Origin of the sequence: Streptomyces sp. NPDC051976 (genome assembly GCF_040680795.1) — a bacterium.
Classification (GTDB): Bacteria; Actinomycetota; Actinomycetes; order Streptomycetales; family Streptomycetaceae; genus Actinacidiphila.
In genome coordinates this window covers 38864-52190 of record NZ_JBFAXL010000032.1, presented here as the reverse complement: position 1 = coordinate 52190, position 13327 = coordinate 38864, and the positions used below count along the sequence as shown (strand labels likewise).

Annotated in this window: 11 protein-coding genes and 1 pseudogene; 2 read left to right on the top strand and 10 right to left on the bottom strand. The window is 73.0% G+C overall.

Annotation, left to right across the window (positions count from 1 at the left end; genetic code table 11):
• Nucleotides 1–5: 5 nt before the first annotated feature.
• The 9 genes and pseudogenes from dgoD to AB0M29_RS27560 all read right to left on the bottom strand — a co-directional run bounded on the left by dgoD (nt 6) and on the right by AB0M29_RS27560 (nt 10901).
• The gene (dgoD, locus tag AB0M29_RS27600) at nt 6–1151 is read right to left on the bottom strand and encodes a galactonate dehydratase (protein WP_365387258.1); all 1146 of its coding nucleotides are present in this window, start codon (nt 1149–1151) and stop codon (nt 6–8) included.
• Nucleotides 1148–1912 carry a FadR/GntR family transcriptional regulator gene (locus AB0M29_RS27595; RefSeq protein WP_365387255.1) on the bottom strand — a complete coding sequence of 255 codons (765 nt, stop codon included), beginning with the start codon at nt 1910–1912 and terminating at the stop codon, nt 1148–1150. Before AB0M29_RS27595 ends, dgoD begins: the two co-directional genes overlap by 4 nt.
• Before the next feature lie 40 nt (nt 1913–1952).
• Nucleotides 1953–2711, bottom strand: coding sequence for an SDR family oxidoreductase (locus AB0M29_RS27590; RefSeq protein WP_365387254.1), 759 nt, complete (start codon nt 2709–2711; stop codon nt 1953–1955).
• 85 nt (nt 2712–2796) lie between these two features.
• A pseudogene (locus AB0M29_RS27585) lies at nt 2797–4915 on the bottom strand (alpha-galactosidase).
• Nucleotides 4912–5823, bottom strand: a complete 912-nt coding sequence (locus AB0M29_RS27580) for a carbohydrate ABC transporter permease (protein WP_365387252.1) — start codon at nt 5821–5823, stop codon at nt 4912–4914. Before AB0M29_RS27580 ends, AB0M29_RS27585 begins: the two are co-directional and overlap by 4 nt.
• A complete protein-coding gene (locus AB0M29_RS27575; RefSeq protein WP_365387249.1) occupies nt 5823–6749 on the bottom strand; it encodes a sugar ABC transporter permease in 927 nt (308 codons plus the stop codon). Before AB0M29_RS27575 ends, AB0M29_RS27580 begins: the two co-directional genes overlap by 1 nt.
• 1 nt (nt 6750) lies before the next feature.
• Nucleotides 6751–8043, bottom strand: a complete 1293-nt coding sequence (locus tag AB0M29_RS27570) for an ABC transporter substrate-binding protein (protein WP_365387248.1) — start codon at nt 8041–8043, stop codon at nt 6751–6753.
• Between the two features lie 136 nt (nt 8044–8179).
• On the bottom strand, nt 8180–10327 hold the full coding sequence (locus tag AB0M29_RS27565; protein ID WP_365387246.1) for a glycoside hydrolase family 27 protein: 2148 nt from the start codon (nt 10325–10327) through the stop codon (nt 8180–8182).
• Nucleotides 10328–10580: 253 nt separating this feature from the next.
• A complete protein-coding gene (locus tag AB0M29_RS27560) occupies nt 10581–10901 on the bottom strand; it encodes a multidrug efflux SMR transporter (RefSeq protein ID WP_365387243.1) in 321 nt (106 codons plus the stop codon).
• A gap of 180 nt (nt 10902–11081) precedes the next feature.
• Here AB0M29_RS27560 and AB0M29_RS27555 point away from each other — a divergent pair, with 180 nt between their 5' ends.
• Both AB0M29_RS27555 and AB0M29_RS27550 read left to right on the top strand, forming a co-directional pair.
• Nucleotides 11082–11753: a TetR/AcrR family transcriptional regulator gene (locus tag AB0M29_RS27555; protein WP_365387241.1), complete on the top strand. Its 672-nt coding sequence runs from the start codon at nt 11082–11084 to the stop codon at nt 11751–11753.
• Between the two features lie 13 nt (nt 11754–11766).
• Nucleotides 11767–12417: a Type 1 glutamine amidotransferase-like domain-containing protein gene (locus AB0M29_RS27550; protein ID WP_365387238.1), complete on the top strand. Its 651-nt coding sequence runs from the start codon at nt 11767–11769 to the stop codon at nt 12415–12417.
• 135 nt (nt 12418–12552) lie between these two features.
• Here the strand turns inward: AB0M29_RS27550 and AB0M29_RS27545 are convergent, their stop codons facing one another.
• The gene (locus AB0M29_RS27545; RefSeq protein ID WP_365387236.1) at nt 12553–13203 is read right to left on the bottom strand and encodes a carboxymuconolactone decarboxylase family protein; all 651 of its coding nucleotides are present in this window, start codon (nt 13201–13203) and stop codon (nt 12553–12555) included.
• Between the last annotated feature and the right edge of the window lie 124 nt (nt 13204–13327).

Below are 13327 nucleotides of genomic sequence, written 5' to 3'. Positions count from 1 at the left end.
GGCGCTCACCACTCCGCGAACGAGCCGTCCGCGTGCCGCCACACCGGGTTGCGCCAGGCGTGGCCGCTGCGGTCGGCGGCGCGGACCGCGTCCTCGTCGACGCTGACGCCCAGGCCCGGCAGTCCGGTACGTCGGGCCTGTCCGTCGGTGAACCGGAACGGTTCGGGGTCCATCAGGTACGACAGCAGGTCGGCGTCCTTGTTGTAGTGGATGCCGAGGCTCTGCTCCTGGATGAGGAAGTTGGGGGTGCAGAAGGCTACTTGGAGGCTGGCGGCGAGCGATATCGGGCCCAGCGGGCAGTGCGGGGCGAGCTGCGCGCCGTAGGTCTCGGCGAGGGCGGCGATCCGGGTGACCTCGGATATGCCGCCCGCGTGGCTGAGGTCGGGCTGGGCCACGGCGATGCCCGCGGCGAGCGCGGGCAGGAACTCCGCGCGGCCGTAGAGGCGTTCGCCGGTGGCTATCGGCACGCCGGTCGAGGCGACGAGGCCCGGCAGCAGATGGCCCTGCTCGGGCAGCAGCGGTTCCTCTACGAACAGCGGGTGCAGCGGCGCGATCGCGTGCAGCACCCGGCGGGCGCCGGCCGGGGTGAAGCGGCCGTGCAGGTCGACCGCGACATCGCGGTGCGGTCCGAGCGCCTCCCGCGCGGCGGTCACCCGCTCGACCACGGCGGCGGTCGCGGCGGGGGTGCCGATCGGGTCGGTGCGGCCCGCCGCGTTCATCTTCACCGCGGTGAACCCGGCCTCGACCTGGGCGGTGACCTCGTCGGTCAGCCGGGACGGCTCGTCGCCGCCGACCCAGGCGTACACGCGTACGGTGTCGCGGACCGCTCCGCCGAGCAGCGCGTGGACCGGAGCGCCGTAGGTCTTGCCCGCGATGTCCCACAGGGCGTGGTCGAGCCCGGCGACGGCGCTGGAGAGCACCGGGCCGCCGCGGTAGAAGCCGCCCTTGGTGAGCACCTGCCAGTGGTCCTGGATCCGCAGCGGGTCCTGGCCGATCAGGTACTCGGCGAGTACGTCGACGGCGGCCCGCACCACTTCGGCGCGGCCCTCGACGACGGGCTCCCCCCAGCCGACGACGCCCTCGTCGGTCTCGATCCGGCAGAACAGCCAGCGGGGCGGCACGAGGAAGGTCTCGACCCGCACGATCTTCACTGCGCCGCCCCGGGCGCCTCGGGGGTGCCGGCTGGAGCGGCGTCCCGGGTGGACGCGCCGTGCACCAGGTCGAGGTCGCGGACGGCCTGGTCGAGCAGGGCCCGCATGGCGCGCTCCGCCGCGTCCGGGTCCTGGTCGCGTACGGCGTCGAGCACGGCGCGGTGGCTGGGCACCGGGTCCTCGCCGTGCGGGGAGGAGTGCACGATCTCGTCCCGGTGCGCGAGGCCGGACTCGATGACCATCTCCATGCGTTCCAGCAGTTCGTTGTGGGTCGCCGCGAGCAGCGCCCGGTGGAACGCGAGGTCGGCCTCGACCGCGTGGGCGGCGCCGCCCTCGTCCTCGCCCATCGCGGTGAGCGCGGTGTCCAGCGCCACCAGGTCGTCCTCGGTGCGGCGGACCGCGGCCAGCCGTACCGCGGCCGGTTCGATGATCCCGCGGACCTCGCCCAGGTTGCGCAGCAGGCCCAGGTCGGCGCCGGTGCTCGGGCCGCCCGCGAACTGCCAGCGCAGCACGTCGGCGTCGAGCAGGTTCCAGTCCGCGCGGGCTCTGACGAACGTGCCGCGTTTCTGCCGCGCGTCGACCATCCCCTTGGCCGCCAGGACCTTCAGCGATTCGCGCAACGCGGTCAGACTGACGTCCAACTCGCTCTGCAGCGCCACGAGATCGAGTGTCGCCCCTTCGGGGATCTCGCCGCTGAGCACCCGGCGCGCGAGCGTCTCCACGGTCTGCCCGTGCACTCCGCGGCGCGCGTATGGCGTCATCTTGATTCTGCCTCTCTGCTGGTCGGTCGGGGGACGGCGGTCAGGCCGAGGCCTTGGTGACACTCCAGCCACCGTCCACGATCAGGCTCGTTCCTGTGATGTACGACGCCTCGGCGGAGGCGAGGAAGGCGATGGCCGCCGCGACCTCGTCGGGCCGGCCGAAGCGCCCGGCCGCGGTCTCCGCCACGCTGCGCTCCCGGTCCGCCTCCGCGACCCGGTCCCAGGCCGCGGTGAGGATCGGTCCCGGCACCACCGCGTTGACCCGTACCGCGGGTCCGTACTCGACGGCGAGCTGCCCGCACAGGGAGAGCAGCGCGCCCTTGGAGGCGGCGTAGGCCGGGTGGCCGGGGATGCCCTTGTACGCGTGGACGGACGAGGTGAGCACGACCGCGCCCTGCCCGGCCCGCAGATCGGGCAGCAGCGCGCGGACGCCGAGGAAGCCGCCGGTGAGGTTGACGGCGAGCTGCCGCTCCCAGGAGGCGGCGGTCAGCTCGTGCGCCGGGGCCACGTCGACGGTGAAGGCGTTGCTCACCAGCACCGCGACGGGGCCGAAGGAGTGCGCGGCGGTGACGATCCGCTCCCAGTCGCCCTCGCCGGCGACGTCCGCCGCCACGAAGGCGGCCCGGCCGCCCTTGTCCCTGATACCCGCGGCGACCGCCTCGCCCCGGTCGGCCGCGACATCGGCGAGAACCACGCCGGCGCCCTCGGCCGCCAGCCGTTCGGCGGTGGCCGCGCCGATACCGGAGGCGGCTCCGGTGACCACGGCCACCTGGCCGGCGAATCGGGTGGGTGCGTTCATGGGGCGGGTCGACTCCTCAGGTGGTGAGTACGGCTGTCAGGCGTGATCTGTCGGCGACTTTAGTGACGCCCGGTGCGGCCGGCGGCTACTGCCGCTCCAGGACGACGAGTTCGGCGTCGTGACCACCGGTCCAGGCGAACGGCAGCCCCGAGTGCAGCAGGTACGCGCCGCTGTACCGGGTGCCGGTCGCGGCGTCCGTCCAGTGCGCGGCGGGGTCGAGTCCGCGCAGCCGCAGCCGGGCGGCCCGGCCGGGGACCAGCGGCGCGCCGTCCAGCCGCCCGGTGCTCCAGGCGGCCACGACGGTGCGGCCGCCCGCGTCGTACTGCACCCCGCAGGTGGCGTCCGCGGGCGTGCCGAGCAGCCGGGCCTCACCGTGGTGGACGACGTCGCGGACCTCCTTGTAGCGGGCCACCCAGGCGGCGGCCTCGTCCCGCTCCTCCTGGCTCCAGGCGCGGATGTCGGCGCCGATGCCGAGCACACCCGCCGCGGCCAGCACGAAGCGGAACGCCAGTGAGCGCGGCCGGGGGTCGAACACGCCGGGCGCGTCGGTGACCCAGGAGCTCATGGTGTGCGGGGCGTGCGCGAGCAGGTAGCCGAACTGGATCGCCAGCCGGTCGAGCGGCGCGGTGTTGTCGCTGGGCCACACCACGTCGGTCCTGGCGAGGGTGGCGTGCTCGATCCGGCCGCCGCCGCCCGCGCAGCCCTCGACGGTGACGTGCGGGTGCCGGGCGCGCAGATGGTCGAGGACCCGCAGATAGCCCGCGACATGGGCGGCGTCGAGGTCCGGCTCCGCGGGGCCGTCGCCGGGGCGGCCGCGTTCCGTCGGCGGGCGGTTCATGTCCCACTTGAGGTAGCTGATCGCGTGCGCGCCCAGCAGCCGGTCCAGGGTGGCCAGGACGAACTCCTGGACGTCCTGGCGGCCGAGGTCCAGCAGCAGCTGCTCGCGGACCAGGGTGGCCGGGCGGCCGTCGATACGGTACGCCCACTCCGGGTGCGCCGCGTACAGCTCGGACTTCGGGCTGACCGCCTCGGGCTCGACCCACAGGCCGAAGTCCATGCCCGGTGGCACGCACCCGGCCGATGAAGTGGTCGAAGCTTTGGGGGAAGTTCGCCGGATCGGCGTACCAGTCGCCGAGCCCGCCGCTCTCGTCGTGGCGGCCGCGGAACCAGCCGTCGTCCACCACGAAGAGTTCGGCGCCCATCCGGGCGGCGAGCGCGGCCAGTTCGAGCTGGGCGTCCGCGGTGACGTCGAAGCCGGTGGCCTCCCAGGAGTTGTAGAGCACCTTGCGGGTACGGCGGGCCCGCTCGCCGCCGAGGTGTCGCTCGTAGCGGTGCCAGACGCGGGTCAGGCCGTCGAGCCCTTCGGGGCTGAAGGCGCAGGCCAGCCGCGGGGTGCGCAGGGTGGCGCCGGGCCGCAGCGGCACCTGGCCCTCGTGCGGCACCCGTCCGGCCCGTACCCGGACCAGGCCGCCCGGCTCGGCCTCGGCGGTGAGGTGCCAGTTGCCCGGCCACTCCAGGGCGACCCCGTAGGTGGGGGTGGCGCCCTCCGGCGGGGCGGCGGCGTCCTGGACGGCGAGCCACGGCGCGTAGGCGTGGCCGGGCACGCCCTGGGTGGAGCCCATCTCGAACCGGCCGCGTACCAGGTCGAGTCGGGTGCGCTGGAACTCCTGCGACCACTGCCCGGTGAGGTAGGTGAGCCGGGCGCCGCCCTCGACGGGGATGTTCACCGCGGCGGAGTCGAAGCGTTCCAGCCGGATCTCCTCGGCCGCGGTGCAGGTCAGTTCGGTCCAGCGGAGCAGCACATCGGTGCCGGGCACGGTCTCGTAGCACAGCGCGACCAGCAGGCCGAGCTTCTCGTCGGTGAACTCCAGCCGCAGCGCACGGTCGCCGCTCGATACGGCCCGGGTGAAGGTCCACCACACGCCGCGGTCGCCGCCGGGGGTGCCGGCGATCAGGTCGGCGCCCGTGAAGGGGCGCAGGCCGAGCGGGATGTACTCGGCCGGGGCGGCGTCGGCGGGCGTGAGGAAGTGCGTGCGGCGCGACCAGTCCAGCGGGGAGGGGCCGGTCTCGGCCCCGTGCGGACCCCAGGCGGCGAGTTCCGCCCACCGGCCGCCGTCGGCGAGCCGTACCGCGTAGACGGTGTGCTCGGTGCGCAGCAGCCAGCGCTCCTCGGCGGGCGCCGACTCCGGTGCGGCGGCGGTCACTTCACCGCTCCCAGGTTGAGTCCGGCCACGAAGTGCCGCTGGAAAGGGAGGAAGACCAGGACGGTCGGGGCGGCGGCGATGACGGAACCCGCCGCGATGACGTTCCACTGCGACACGTACTGGCCCTGGAGGCCCAGCAGTGAGGCGGTGATCGGCATCTTGCTGTCGGTGCGCAGCACGGTGATCGCCCACAGCAGGTCGTTGAAGATCCAGGTGAACGCCAGCGACGTCAGCGCCGCCAGCGCGGGCCTGGCCAGCGGCAGGATGATCCGCGAGTAGATCTGCCAGGGGCTCGCGCCGTCGATCACGGCGGCCTGCTGGATCTCCGCGGGGATGGCCCGCATGAAGCCGTGCAGCACGAAGACGTAGAAGCCGACGCCGAAGCCGATCTGGACGCCGATGAGCGAGTAGAGGGAGTCGTAGATGCCCAGCCGCTCGCTGAGTTTGGAGACCGGGATCAGCAGGATCTGCGGGGGCAGCAGGTTGCCGCTGAGCATGAGCAGCAGCAGGACCCGCCGGAAGGGCACGTCGTAGCGGCTGAGCGCGAAGGCGGCCATGGACGCCAGCAGCAGGGTGACCAGCACGGTCGGGACGGTGACGATCATGCTGTTGACGAGGGCCTGCTGCTGGCCGCCGTCGACCCATGCCTGGCGGAAGGCGCCGAGGGTGAAGCTGTGCGGGAGCGCGCCGAGTCCGTGGGCGGCGATGTCGTCGAAGGACCGGGTCGCGGTGGCCAGGACGACGGCGATCGGGATCAGCCAGACCACGGAGATCAGCGAGGCGCCGGTGTGGAAGGCGGCGGTGGCCCATCGCCGGCCGCGCGGACGCCGGGTCCGCCCGGCCGGCTCGGGGGCGGCGGCGCCGGTGCGGGTGGCGGGCGGGGCGGCCGCGGCGTGGGTGACGGTCATCAGTCGGCCTCCTTGAACGCGCGGACCAGGTAGGAGGCGATGACGCCGAAGGCCAGCACGAAGATGACGACGGCGAGCGCGGAGCCGTAGCCGAGCCGCAGGGACTGGAAGGCGGTGGAGTACATGTAGGTGCTCAGCAGTTCGGAGGAGTGGTACGGGCCGCCCTTGGTGAGCGCCCACACCACGTCGAAGGAGCGCAGGCTGTCGATGATGATGACCGACAGCACCACGGCGTTGACGCTGCTGAGCTGCGGCAGGGTGATGTGCCGGAACTGCTGCCAGCGGCCGGCGCCGTCGACCTTGGCGGCCTCGTACAGCATCGGGTCGATGCCCTTGAGCCCGGCGAGGTAGAGCACCATGACGTAGCCGATCTGGCGCCACAGCGCGGGCACGATCACGGCGTAGAGCGCGGTGTCCTGGTCGGCCAGCCACGGGTGGGTGAGGCTGCCGAGGCCGACGCCGGAGAGCGTCTTGTTGATCAGCCCGTCGGGCTGGTACATCGCCTGCCAGACCAGCGCGGTGGCGGTCAGGGAGAAGACGACGGGCAGGAAGAGCGCCGCCCGGTAGACCGCGACGCCGCGGCGCTCCTGCTGCAGGAGCAGCGCCGCGCCGAGGCCGAGCACCGCCGACAGCCCGCCGAACAGCGCCAGCCAGAGCACGGTGTGGAACATCGCGCTGCGGAAGACGGTGTCGTGGATCATCTCCCGGTAGTTGCCGAGCCCCACGAACCGCGGCGCCGATACGCCGTCCCACTTGGTGAGGGAGAGGTAGAAGCCCTGGAAGGCGGGCCAGAACACCCAGAACGCCTCGGCGAGCAGCGGCAGCAGGACGAAGGCGAGCACCACGGGCGGCACCCGGCTCGCGCTGCCGCGGCGGCCGCGCCGGGAACGCCCGGCACGGCTGCCCGCGGCGGTCAGTACCGCCATCTCACTGGCTCCAGATCTTCTGCGCGTCCCGCTGCCAGGTGGTGAGGATGGAGTTGATCTCCTTGGGCCTGGCGAGGAACTTGGTCAGCGCGGTGTCCGCGGTCGGCTGGAGGGCGTCGCTGGAGTCCCGGTTGAAGAACTGGGTGACGTCGGCGGCGCCCTCGATCAGCGCCCGGCCCTTCTTCACCAGCGGCGTCCCGGAGTCCTTCGCCCTGGGGTTGGTCGGCAGCGTGGTGCCGGTGGAGCCCTTGAGGTAGATCTCCTGGGACTCCACACCCGCCATCCAGGTCATCAGGTCCTTGACCTCGGAGGTGTGCTTGGTCCTGGCGCTGGCGAAGTAGCCGTCGGTGGGGCCCTCCTCGGCGACCGGGACCTTGGGGTCGATGATCGGGAACTGGAAGAAGTCGATGTCGTCGGCCTCGCCCTTGGGCGCGCCGTCGACGAAGAAGGTGCCGATCAGCATCATGCCGGTGTGGCCGCTGAGCAGGGTCGTGGTGGCGTCCTGGAACGCCAGGGCGGTGCCGTTCGGGTCGAAGTACGGCAGGATCTCCGCCCACTTGTCGAAGACCTTGTGCACCTCGGGGTCGTCGAAGCGGTGCCGTCCGGCGAGCAGGTCGCGGTGGTACGCGGCGCCGTTGATCCGGATGTTGAGGTAGTCGAACCACGCGGAGGCCACCCAGGGGGTGCCGCTGCCCGCGCCGAGGCCGATCGGAGTGACGCCCTTGGACTTCAGCGTCTCGCACAGGGCGGTGAACTCGTCCCATGTCTTGGGCTCCTGGACGCCCCACTTGGCGAAGTTGGACTTCTTGTAGAACATCCCCCACCAGTAGTAGCTGACGGGGACGAAGACCTTGGCGCCGGCCGAGTCGGTGCACAGCTTCTTGAGCGCCTCGGAGTACCCGGCCAGGTCGCCCTTGGTCCAGATGTCGCCGACGTCGAGCAGCAGGCCCTTCTTGGCGTACGCGTCGGCGACCGAGCCGGGGTACCAGGTGAGCAGGTCCGGCGGGTTGGCCGAGGTGAGGTACGTCGGCAGCTGGGTGCGGAAGGTCTCGGCGGCCACGGTGTTGAGGCTCGCCTTCGCGCCGCCGCGCTTGTTGTACGCGGCGACGACGTCCTGCATCGCCGTCTTCGCCTGCGGCGCGGAGATGTTGGACTGGAGGGTGACCGTGCCACTGGTGGACTGCGCGCCGCCGCCGGAGGTGCCGGAGGTGACGCAGCCGCTCATCACGGCGCCCGCGCCGACGGCGCCGACGCCCGCCAGGAACCGGCGGCGGTTGGGTTGCGAGGTGTTCATGGGACTCCCTTTGCGCCCACGGAACGGGATCCGGCGCCCTGACGGCCGGTCTCTCGTTCGGCTGGATCAGACTGTCGCGACGCCGCGGCGGCGTCAAGATTAATTCCTAATTTATTTACTTACGCTCGCACCACGGTCAGAGCGCGCTCTGGTGGACGACGCCGCCCACCCCGCGGAACACCGCGAGCACACTGCCGTCGGGCCCCGCCGTGGCGCCCATCGCCCCGTCGAAGACCGCGCTGACGAACTGCGTGCGCGGGTACCAGCCGCCCCAACTGCCGGACGCCGCGTCGTAGCCGCGCTGCCAGAGGGTGTAGTCCCCGGCGCGCGCCAGGAGTTGTACGGTGCCGCCGGTGGCGACCAGCGTCGGGCTGCCGCTGATGGTGCCGCCCAGCCCCGTCCAGTCCGACCAGGCGCCGGACGCGTCACGCTCGCGCGTCCACACCGAGTCGTCGGCGGTGCGGACGGCCACGTGCACCCGTCCCGCGGAGTCCACGACGGCCGACGGCCGCCCGTACAGGGCGAGTCCGGTGGGCGCCCCGATCGAGGTCCATCCGGTGTGCGCGCCGCGTGAGACGACCGTGCCGTCGCGGCCGGTGGCGAACAGCGTCCACTGGTCGGGCCCGCCGAAGGCCACGGTCGGCGCGTCCGCCAGGGACCCGCCCAGGTACTGCCAGCCGCCCCAGTGACCGCCGCTGTACGTCCGCCGGTACGCGGCGCCGTCCGTGCCGCGCACGAAGACGTCGATCCGGCCGCCCGCCGAGCCGTACGCGGCGGGCTGGCCGAGGAAGGCACCATGGGTCGGGCCGCCGAGGTCGGTGGTGTGCGACGACCAGGCGCCGCCGGTGGCCGTCCGCGCGCGCAGTTCGCCGCCCTCGCCACGGGTGAAGGCGGTCATGGTGGCGCCGTCGCTCACCAGCGCCGGGTCCGCGGAGGAGCGGGTGCCCAGCGAGACTCCCGGGGCGTCGTCCTGCCCGGTGAGCCGCAGGAAGGCGGTGCCGTGCGCGGGGACGGTGACGGTGTAGGAGCCGGTGTACGACCCCCGGTCGGCGCGCGCCCGCAGGTCGCGGACGGCGACCTGGCCGGTGAGTCCCGCGTCGTGGAAGGAGACGGTGCGTTCGGCCGCCTGGCCGGAACGGTTGAGCAGCACCACCGCCCGCCGCCCCGACCCGTCGAGGACCTTGCTGTAGACGTCACCGGTGGCGTCGGTGGCCACCCGTACACCCTGGACGCCCAGCGGGTCCTGGTCCACGGCGAGGATCTCGGGGTTGCGCAGGGTGTCGACCATCGACCGCGGCAGGGTGCGCGGGTCGGAGCCGATGACCAGCGGTGAGGCCATCTCCGCCCACATCACGAGCTGCGTCGTGGACTCCTCCTGGCTCAACTCGTAGGAGCCGTCGGGCATCTTGCGCATCGGGATGAGGTAGTCGGGGTCGTTGTAGTGGCCGGGCCCCTGGGCCTCGGGGTGCCAGGCGTTGGCGTCCATGTTGCGCAGCACGTTGGGGAACTCGCCCGCGGTCGGCGAGCCGAAGGCGATGTCGGTGCCGGAGCGCCAGGAGTCGGCGATCGTGGGAGCGTAGGCGAAGGTGTTGTGCGCGTCCTGCGCCGGGGTGTGCGGCAGCCCCCAGTCGTCGGTGAGCGGGTTGCACAGGTTGAGGATCATCGGGCGGCCCGACGTCGCCAGGGCGTCGCTGAACTGCTGGTAGGCGGGGCCCGGATCGAGCTTCTCGCCGATACCGCAGAGGAAGTCGACCTTGACCGCGTCGATCTTCCAGGCCGCGAACAGGTCGGCGTCCTGCTGGTAGTGGCCGCGGCTGCCCAGACCGCAGTTGGCCGGGTTGTAGTCCCCCGCGTCGGTGTAGATGCCCGCCTTCAGCCCGCGCTGGTGCAGATAGCTCACCAGGGCCGGGATGCCGGACGGGAAACGTTCGGGGTTCGCGATCAGGTTCCCGGCGCTGTCGCGCGGGGTGTCGGCCTGCCAGCCGCCGTCGAGCCAGACGATGTCGTAACCGCTGTCGCGCAGACCGCTGCTGACCAGATAGTCGGCGACACTTCTGACCTGGGTCTCGGTCGGGGCGCCCAGCCCGTAGTAGGTGTTCCATCCCATGTACGGCGTCGGCGCCAGACCGCTGTCGTAGTACGCCGGGACGCCGGTGTCGGCGGCGGGACCGGCCGCGCGACCGGCCTTGGGTCCGCCGCCGCTGGCCTGCGCCGCGCCCGGTACGACCGCCACGAGGAGCGCGGCCGCGCCGGCCGTCGCGGCGGCCCGCCGGGCACGCGTCATCCCTGAACGATGCGAAATCACGTGAGTCTCCCGAGAGTTGGGGATACGCGGACGGCCGCCTCCCGGGGAGGGGGCGCGCCGCCACGACGATGACTGTGACGGTGGCGCCGCACCCTGTCAACGATTATTACTAATTAACTTAAATTTGGGCCGGGCATGCTCCCGCCGCACCGGGAACCCCTGGTGGGGGCGGGTGCGGCGGGGTTCTCAGGGGCGGCCCGGTGGCCGGAGCGCTGCGCTCCAGGGGCCTGTCCTAGTGGCCGGAGGTGGCCTTCAGGCCCACCACGGCGACCAGCAGCAGCGAGACGAAGAAGATCCGGGCGGCGGTGGCGGGCTCGCCGAGGACGGCCATGCCGACGACCGCGGCGCCGGCCGCGCCGATGCCGACCCACACGCCGTAGGCGGTACCGATCGGCAGCGACTTCGCCGCCTGGGAGAGCAGCAGCATGCTCGCGACGATTCCGGCGCCGGTCGCCAGGCTCGGCCACACACGGGTGAAGCCGTCGGTGTACTTCATACCGATCGACCAGGCGACTTCGAGCAGACCTGCGACAACGACAAAGACCCATGCCATGACGGCACCTCCGTGGGGTTCGTGCTTACGGGGGTGCGTCGTCTTTGCGTGGGTCCCGGTACGACGCGCTCGTCGGGTTCCCTCAACCGTAGCAAATCGGATGCGCGCCCGCGTCTCCCCGGGCCGGACGCGCACGCAGTACGCTCACCTGTGCCCGGGAGTGCGGAGGTGGAGGGATCGATGGCGGCACCCAAGCGCCTGAACAGGGACGCTCTGATCTCGACCGCCCTGGAGGTGGCCGACAGGGAAGGGCTGGACGCCGTCACGATCCGGCGGGTCGCCCAGCGGCACGATGTCACGCCGATGGCGCTCTACCGGCACTTCCCCGACAAGGACGGCATCTTCGACGCGGTCATCGAGCGGCTGCTGGCGCAGGTGCGGCTGCCCGAGCACGACGAACGCCCGTGGGACGAGCAGATGACGGAGTTGCTCTCCGGGCTCGTCGAGGCGCTGCGGCCGCATCCGAACGCCGCCACCCTCGTGTTCTCGCGCATCCTGTCCTCGACGCCGGGCCGCGACATCACCGAGCGGACGCTGGCGCTGCTGCGGCGCTCCGGGATGCCCGTCGAGCAGGCCGCGGAGACCGCGTCCCAGACGCTGTCCTCGCTGGTCGCGCTGGTGATCGCCGCGCCCGGGCGCACCGGCGGCCCGGAGATCGACGAGGCCGCAGCCGCCCGGGAGCAGAAGGCGGCGCTGCTCGCCCTGCCCGAGGACCGCTACCCGCACCTGGTGGCCGCCGCCGACGCGATGTCGAGCTGCGGTAGCGAGGCGCTGTACTACGGCCGCGGGGTCGATCTGATCGTCACCGGCATGCGCGGCGCGCAGCGGCCCGAGGCCGTGACCGGCCGCTGACTACGATTGCGGCATGCGGCTGTATCTGTCCTCCTTCCGGCTCGGCGACCATCCCGAGCGGCTGCTCGCCCTGCTCCGGGAGCCGGGCCCGGCCCGGACGGCCGTGATCGCCAACGCGATGGACGACCAGCCCGCCGACATCCGCGCCGCCGGGGTCGCCCGCGAGGTCACCGCGCTGCGTGAACTCGGCCTCGATCCGGTGGAACTGGATCTGCGCGCCTACTACGACCGGCCGGCGGCGGACCTCGCGGGCGCGCTCGCCCCCTTCCCCTCGGTCTGGCTCCGCGGGGGCAACGTCTTCATGCTCCGGTACGCGCTCGCCCGTAGCGGCGCCGACGCCGCGCTGCTCGAACTGCTGCGCCAGGACGCGCTGGTGTACGCCGGGTACAGCGCGGGCGCCTGCGTCCTGGCGCCCAGTCTGCGCGGCCTCGAACACTGCGACGACAGCGAGGCGGTGCCCCGTACCCACGGCGACCCCGTCGTCTGGGACGGGCTCGGCGTGCTCGACTACGCCGTGGTGCCGCACGTCGACTCCCCCGGCCACCCCGAGTCCGCCGCCCTCGACGCCGTCGCCGCCACCTACCGCGCGAACGGCACCGCCCACCGCGCCCTCCGCGACGGCCAGGCGATCGTGGTGGACGGCCCGGCGGTGACGGTCGTCTGAACGACCTCCGGCGGCACGGCGGTTGAGGGGCGCGGCGGCCCGGTCGGTCGGTCGGTCGGTCGGCGCGAACGTGCCGCGGCGCGGGACGGCCGCGCACGGCCGTGGGTACGGCGCGTCGGATCGGCGCCCGCGCGGCTAGCGCCCGTCGTCCACCGTCGCTTCCGGGGCCGCCGCGGCCAGTACCGTCACCTCGGTGACCTCGCCCTGCCGGACGCGGAAGTGGACCACGGCGCGTGGGGGGACGGCGGGGTCGCTGTCGGCGAAGACGGCGACGGCCTGGTCGGCGGCGGTGGTCTGGACGGCGGGGAGCGGCCAGGTCTCCAGCAGGGAGCGCAGCGTGGGGTGGGGGTTGACGGGGGCGCGCAGCCAGTCGAGTACGGCGGCGCGCGGGGTGGGGTCCGGCGGTACGGGGCCGCCCGCGTCGCCCAGCGCCCGCTCGATCCGGGGCAGCGCCGACACCGCGCGGGGGAAACCGGCGAACGCGGCCGTCTCCAGCAGGATCTCGACGATCTCACCGGGCGCGAGCCCCGAGGCGAGCCCGGTGCGCAGATGGACGGCCAGCGGTGTGCCGTCGACGCCCGCGGCGAGGATCGCCGCGAGCGCCACCGCCTGCCGTGTCCGGGGGTCGAGCGCGGGCCGGGAGTGCAGATGGCCGTAGACCGTGCCGACCGCCATCTCGGCCAGATCCGGAGCCACCCGGAAGATCTCGGCGAGCCGCTGCGCACCGCCGGGGACGAGGGCCGCGAAGGTCGTCTCGCCCTGTGCGTGCAGGTCCTGGAAGGTCATGTGCGTCCAGCCTTCGTTCCGGTACGGATCGGGACGCGCACAGGCACGCGGAAGCGGAATCTCCGGGCGCCGACGCGTTCCCGCCATCGTGCCGTGCGGGGGCCGCCGGTGACAGGACGGCAAC

Coding starts and splice junctions, on each gene's coding strand:
- AB0M29_RS27555 (WP_365387241.1), top strand. CDS start 11,082: ATGGCGGCACCCAAGCGCCTGAACAGGGACGCTCTGATCTCGACCGCC.
- AB0M29_RS27570 (WP_365387248.1), bottom strand. CDS start 8,043: ATGAACACCTCGCAACCCAACCGCCGCCGGTTCCTGGCGGGCGTCGGC.
- AB0M29_RS27575 (WP_365387249.1), bottom strand. CDS start 6,749: ATGGCGGTACTGACCGCCGCGGGCAGCCGTGCCGGGCGTTCCCGGCGC.
- AB0M29_RS27545 (WP_365387236.1), bottom strand. CDS start 13,203: ATGACCTTCCAGGACCTGCACGCACAGGGCGAGACGACCTTCGCGGCC.
- AB0M29_RS27550 (WP_365387238.1), top strand. CDS start 11,767: ATGCGGCTGTATCTGTCCTCCTTCCGGCTCGGCGACCATCCCGAGCGG.
- AB0M29_RS27595 (WP_365387255.1), bottom strand. CDS start 1,912: ATGACGCCATACGCGCGCCGCGGAGTGCACGGGCAGACCGTGGAGACG.
- AB0M29_RS27590 (WP_365387254.1), bottom strand. CDS start 2,711: ATGAACGCACCCACCCGATTCGCCGGCCAGGTGGCCGTGGTCACCGGA.
- AB0M29_RS27560 (WP_365387243.1), bottom strand. CDS start 10,901: ATGGCATGGGTCTTTGTCGTTGTCGCAGGTCTGCTCGAAGTCGCCTGG.
- AB0M29_RS27565 (WP_365387246.1), bottom strand. CDS start 10,327: ATGACGCGTGCCCGGCGGGCCGCCGCGACGGCCGGCGCGGCCGCGCTC.
- AB0M29_RS27580 (WP_365387252.1), bottom strand. CDS start 5,823: ATGACCGTCACCCACGCCGCGGCCGCCCCGCCCGCCACCCGCACCGGC.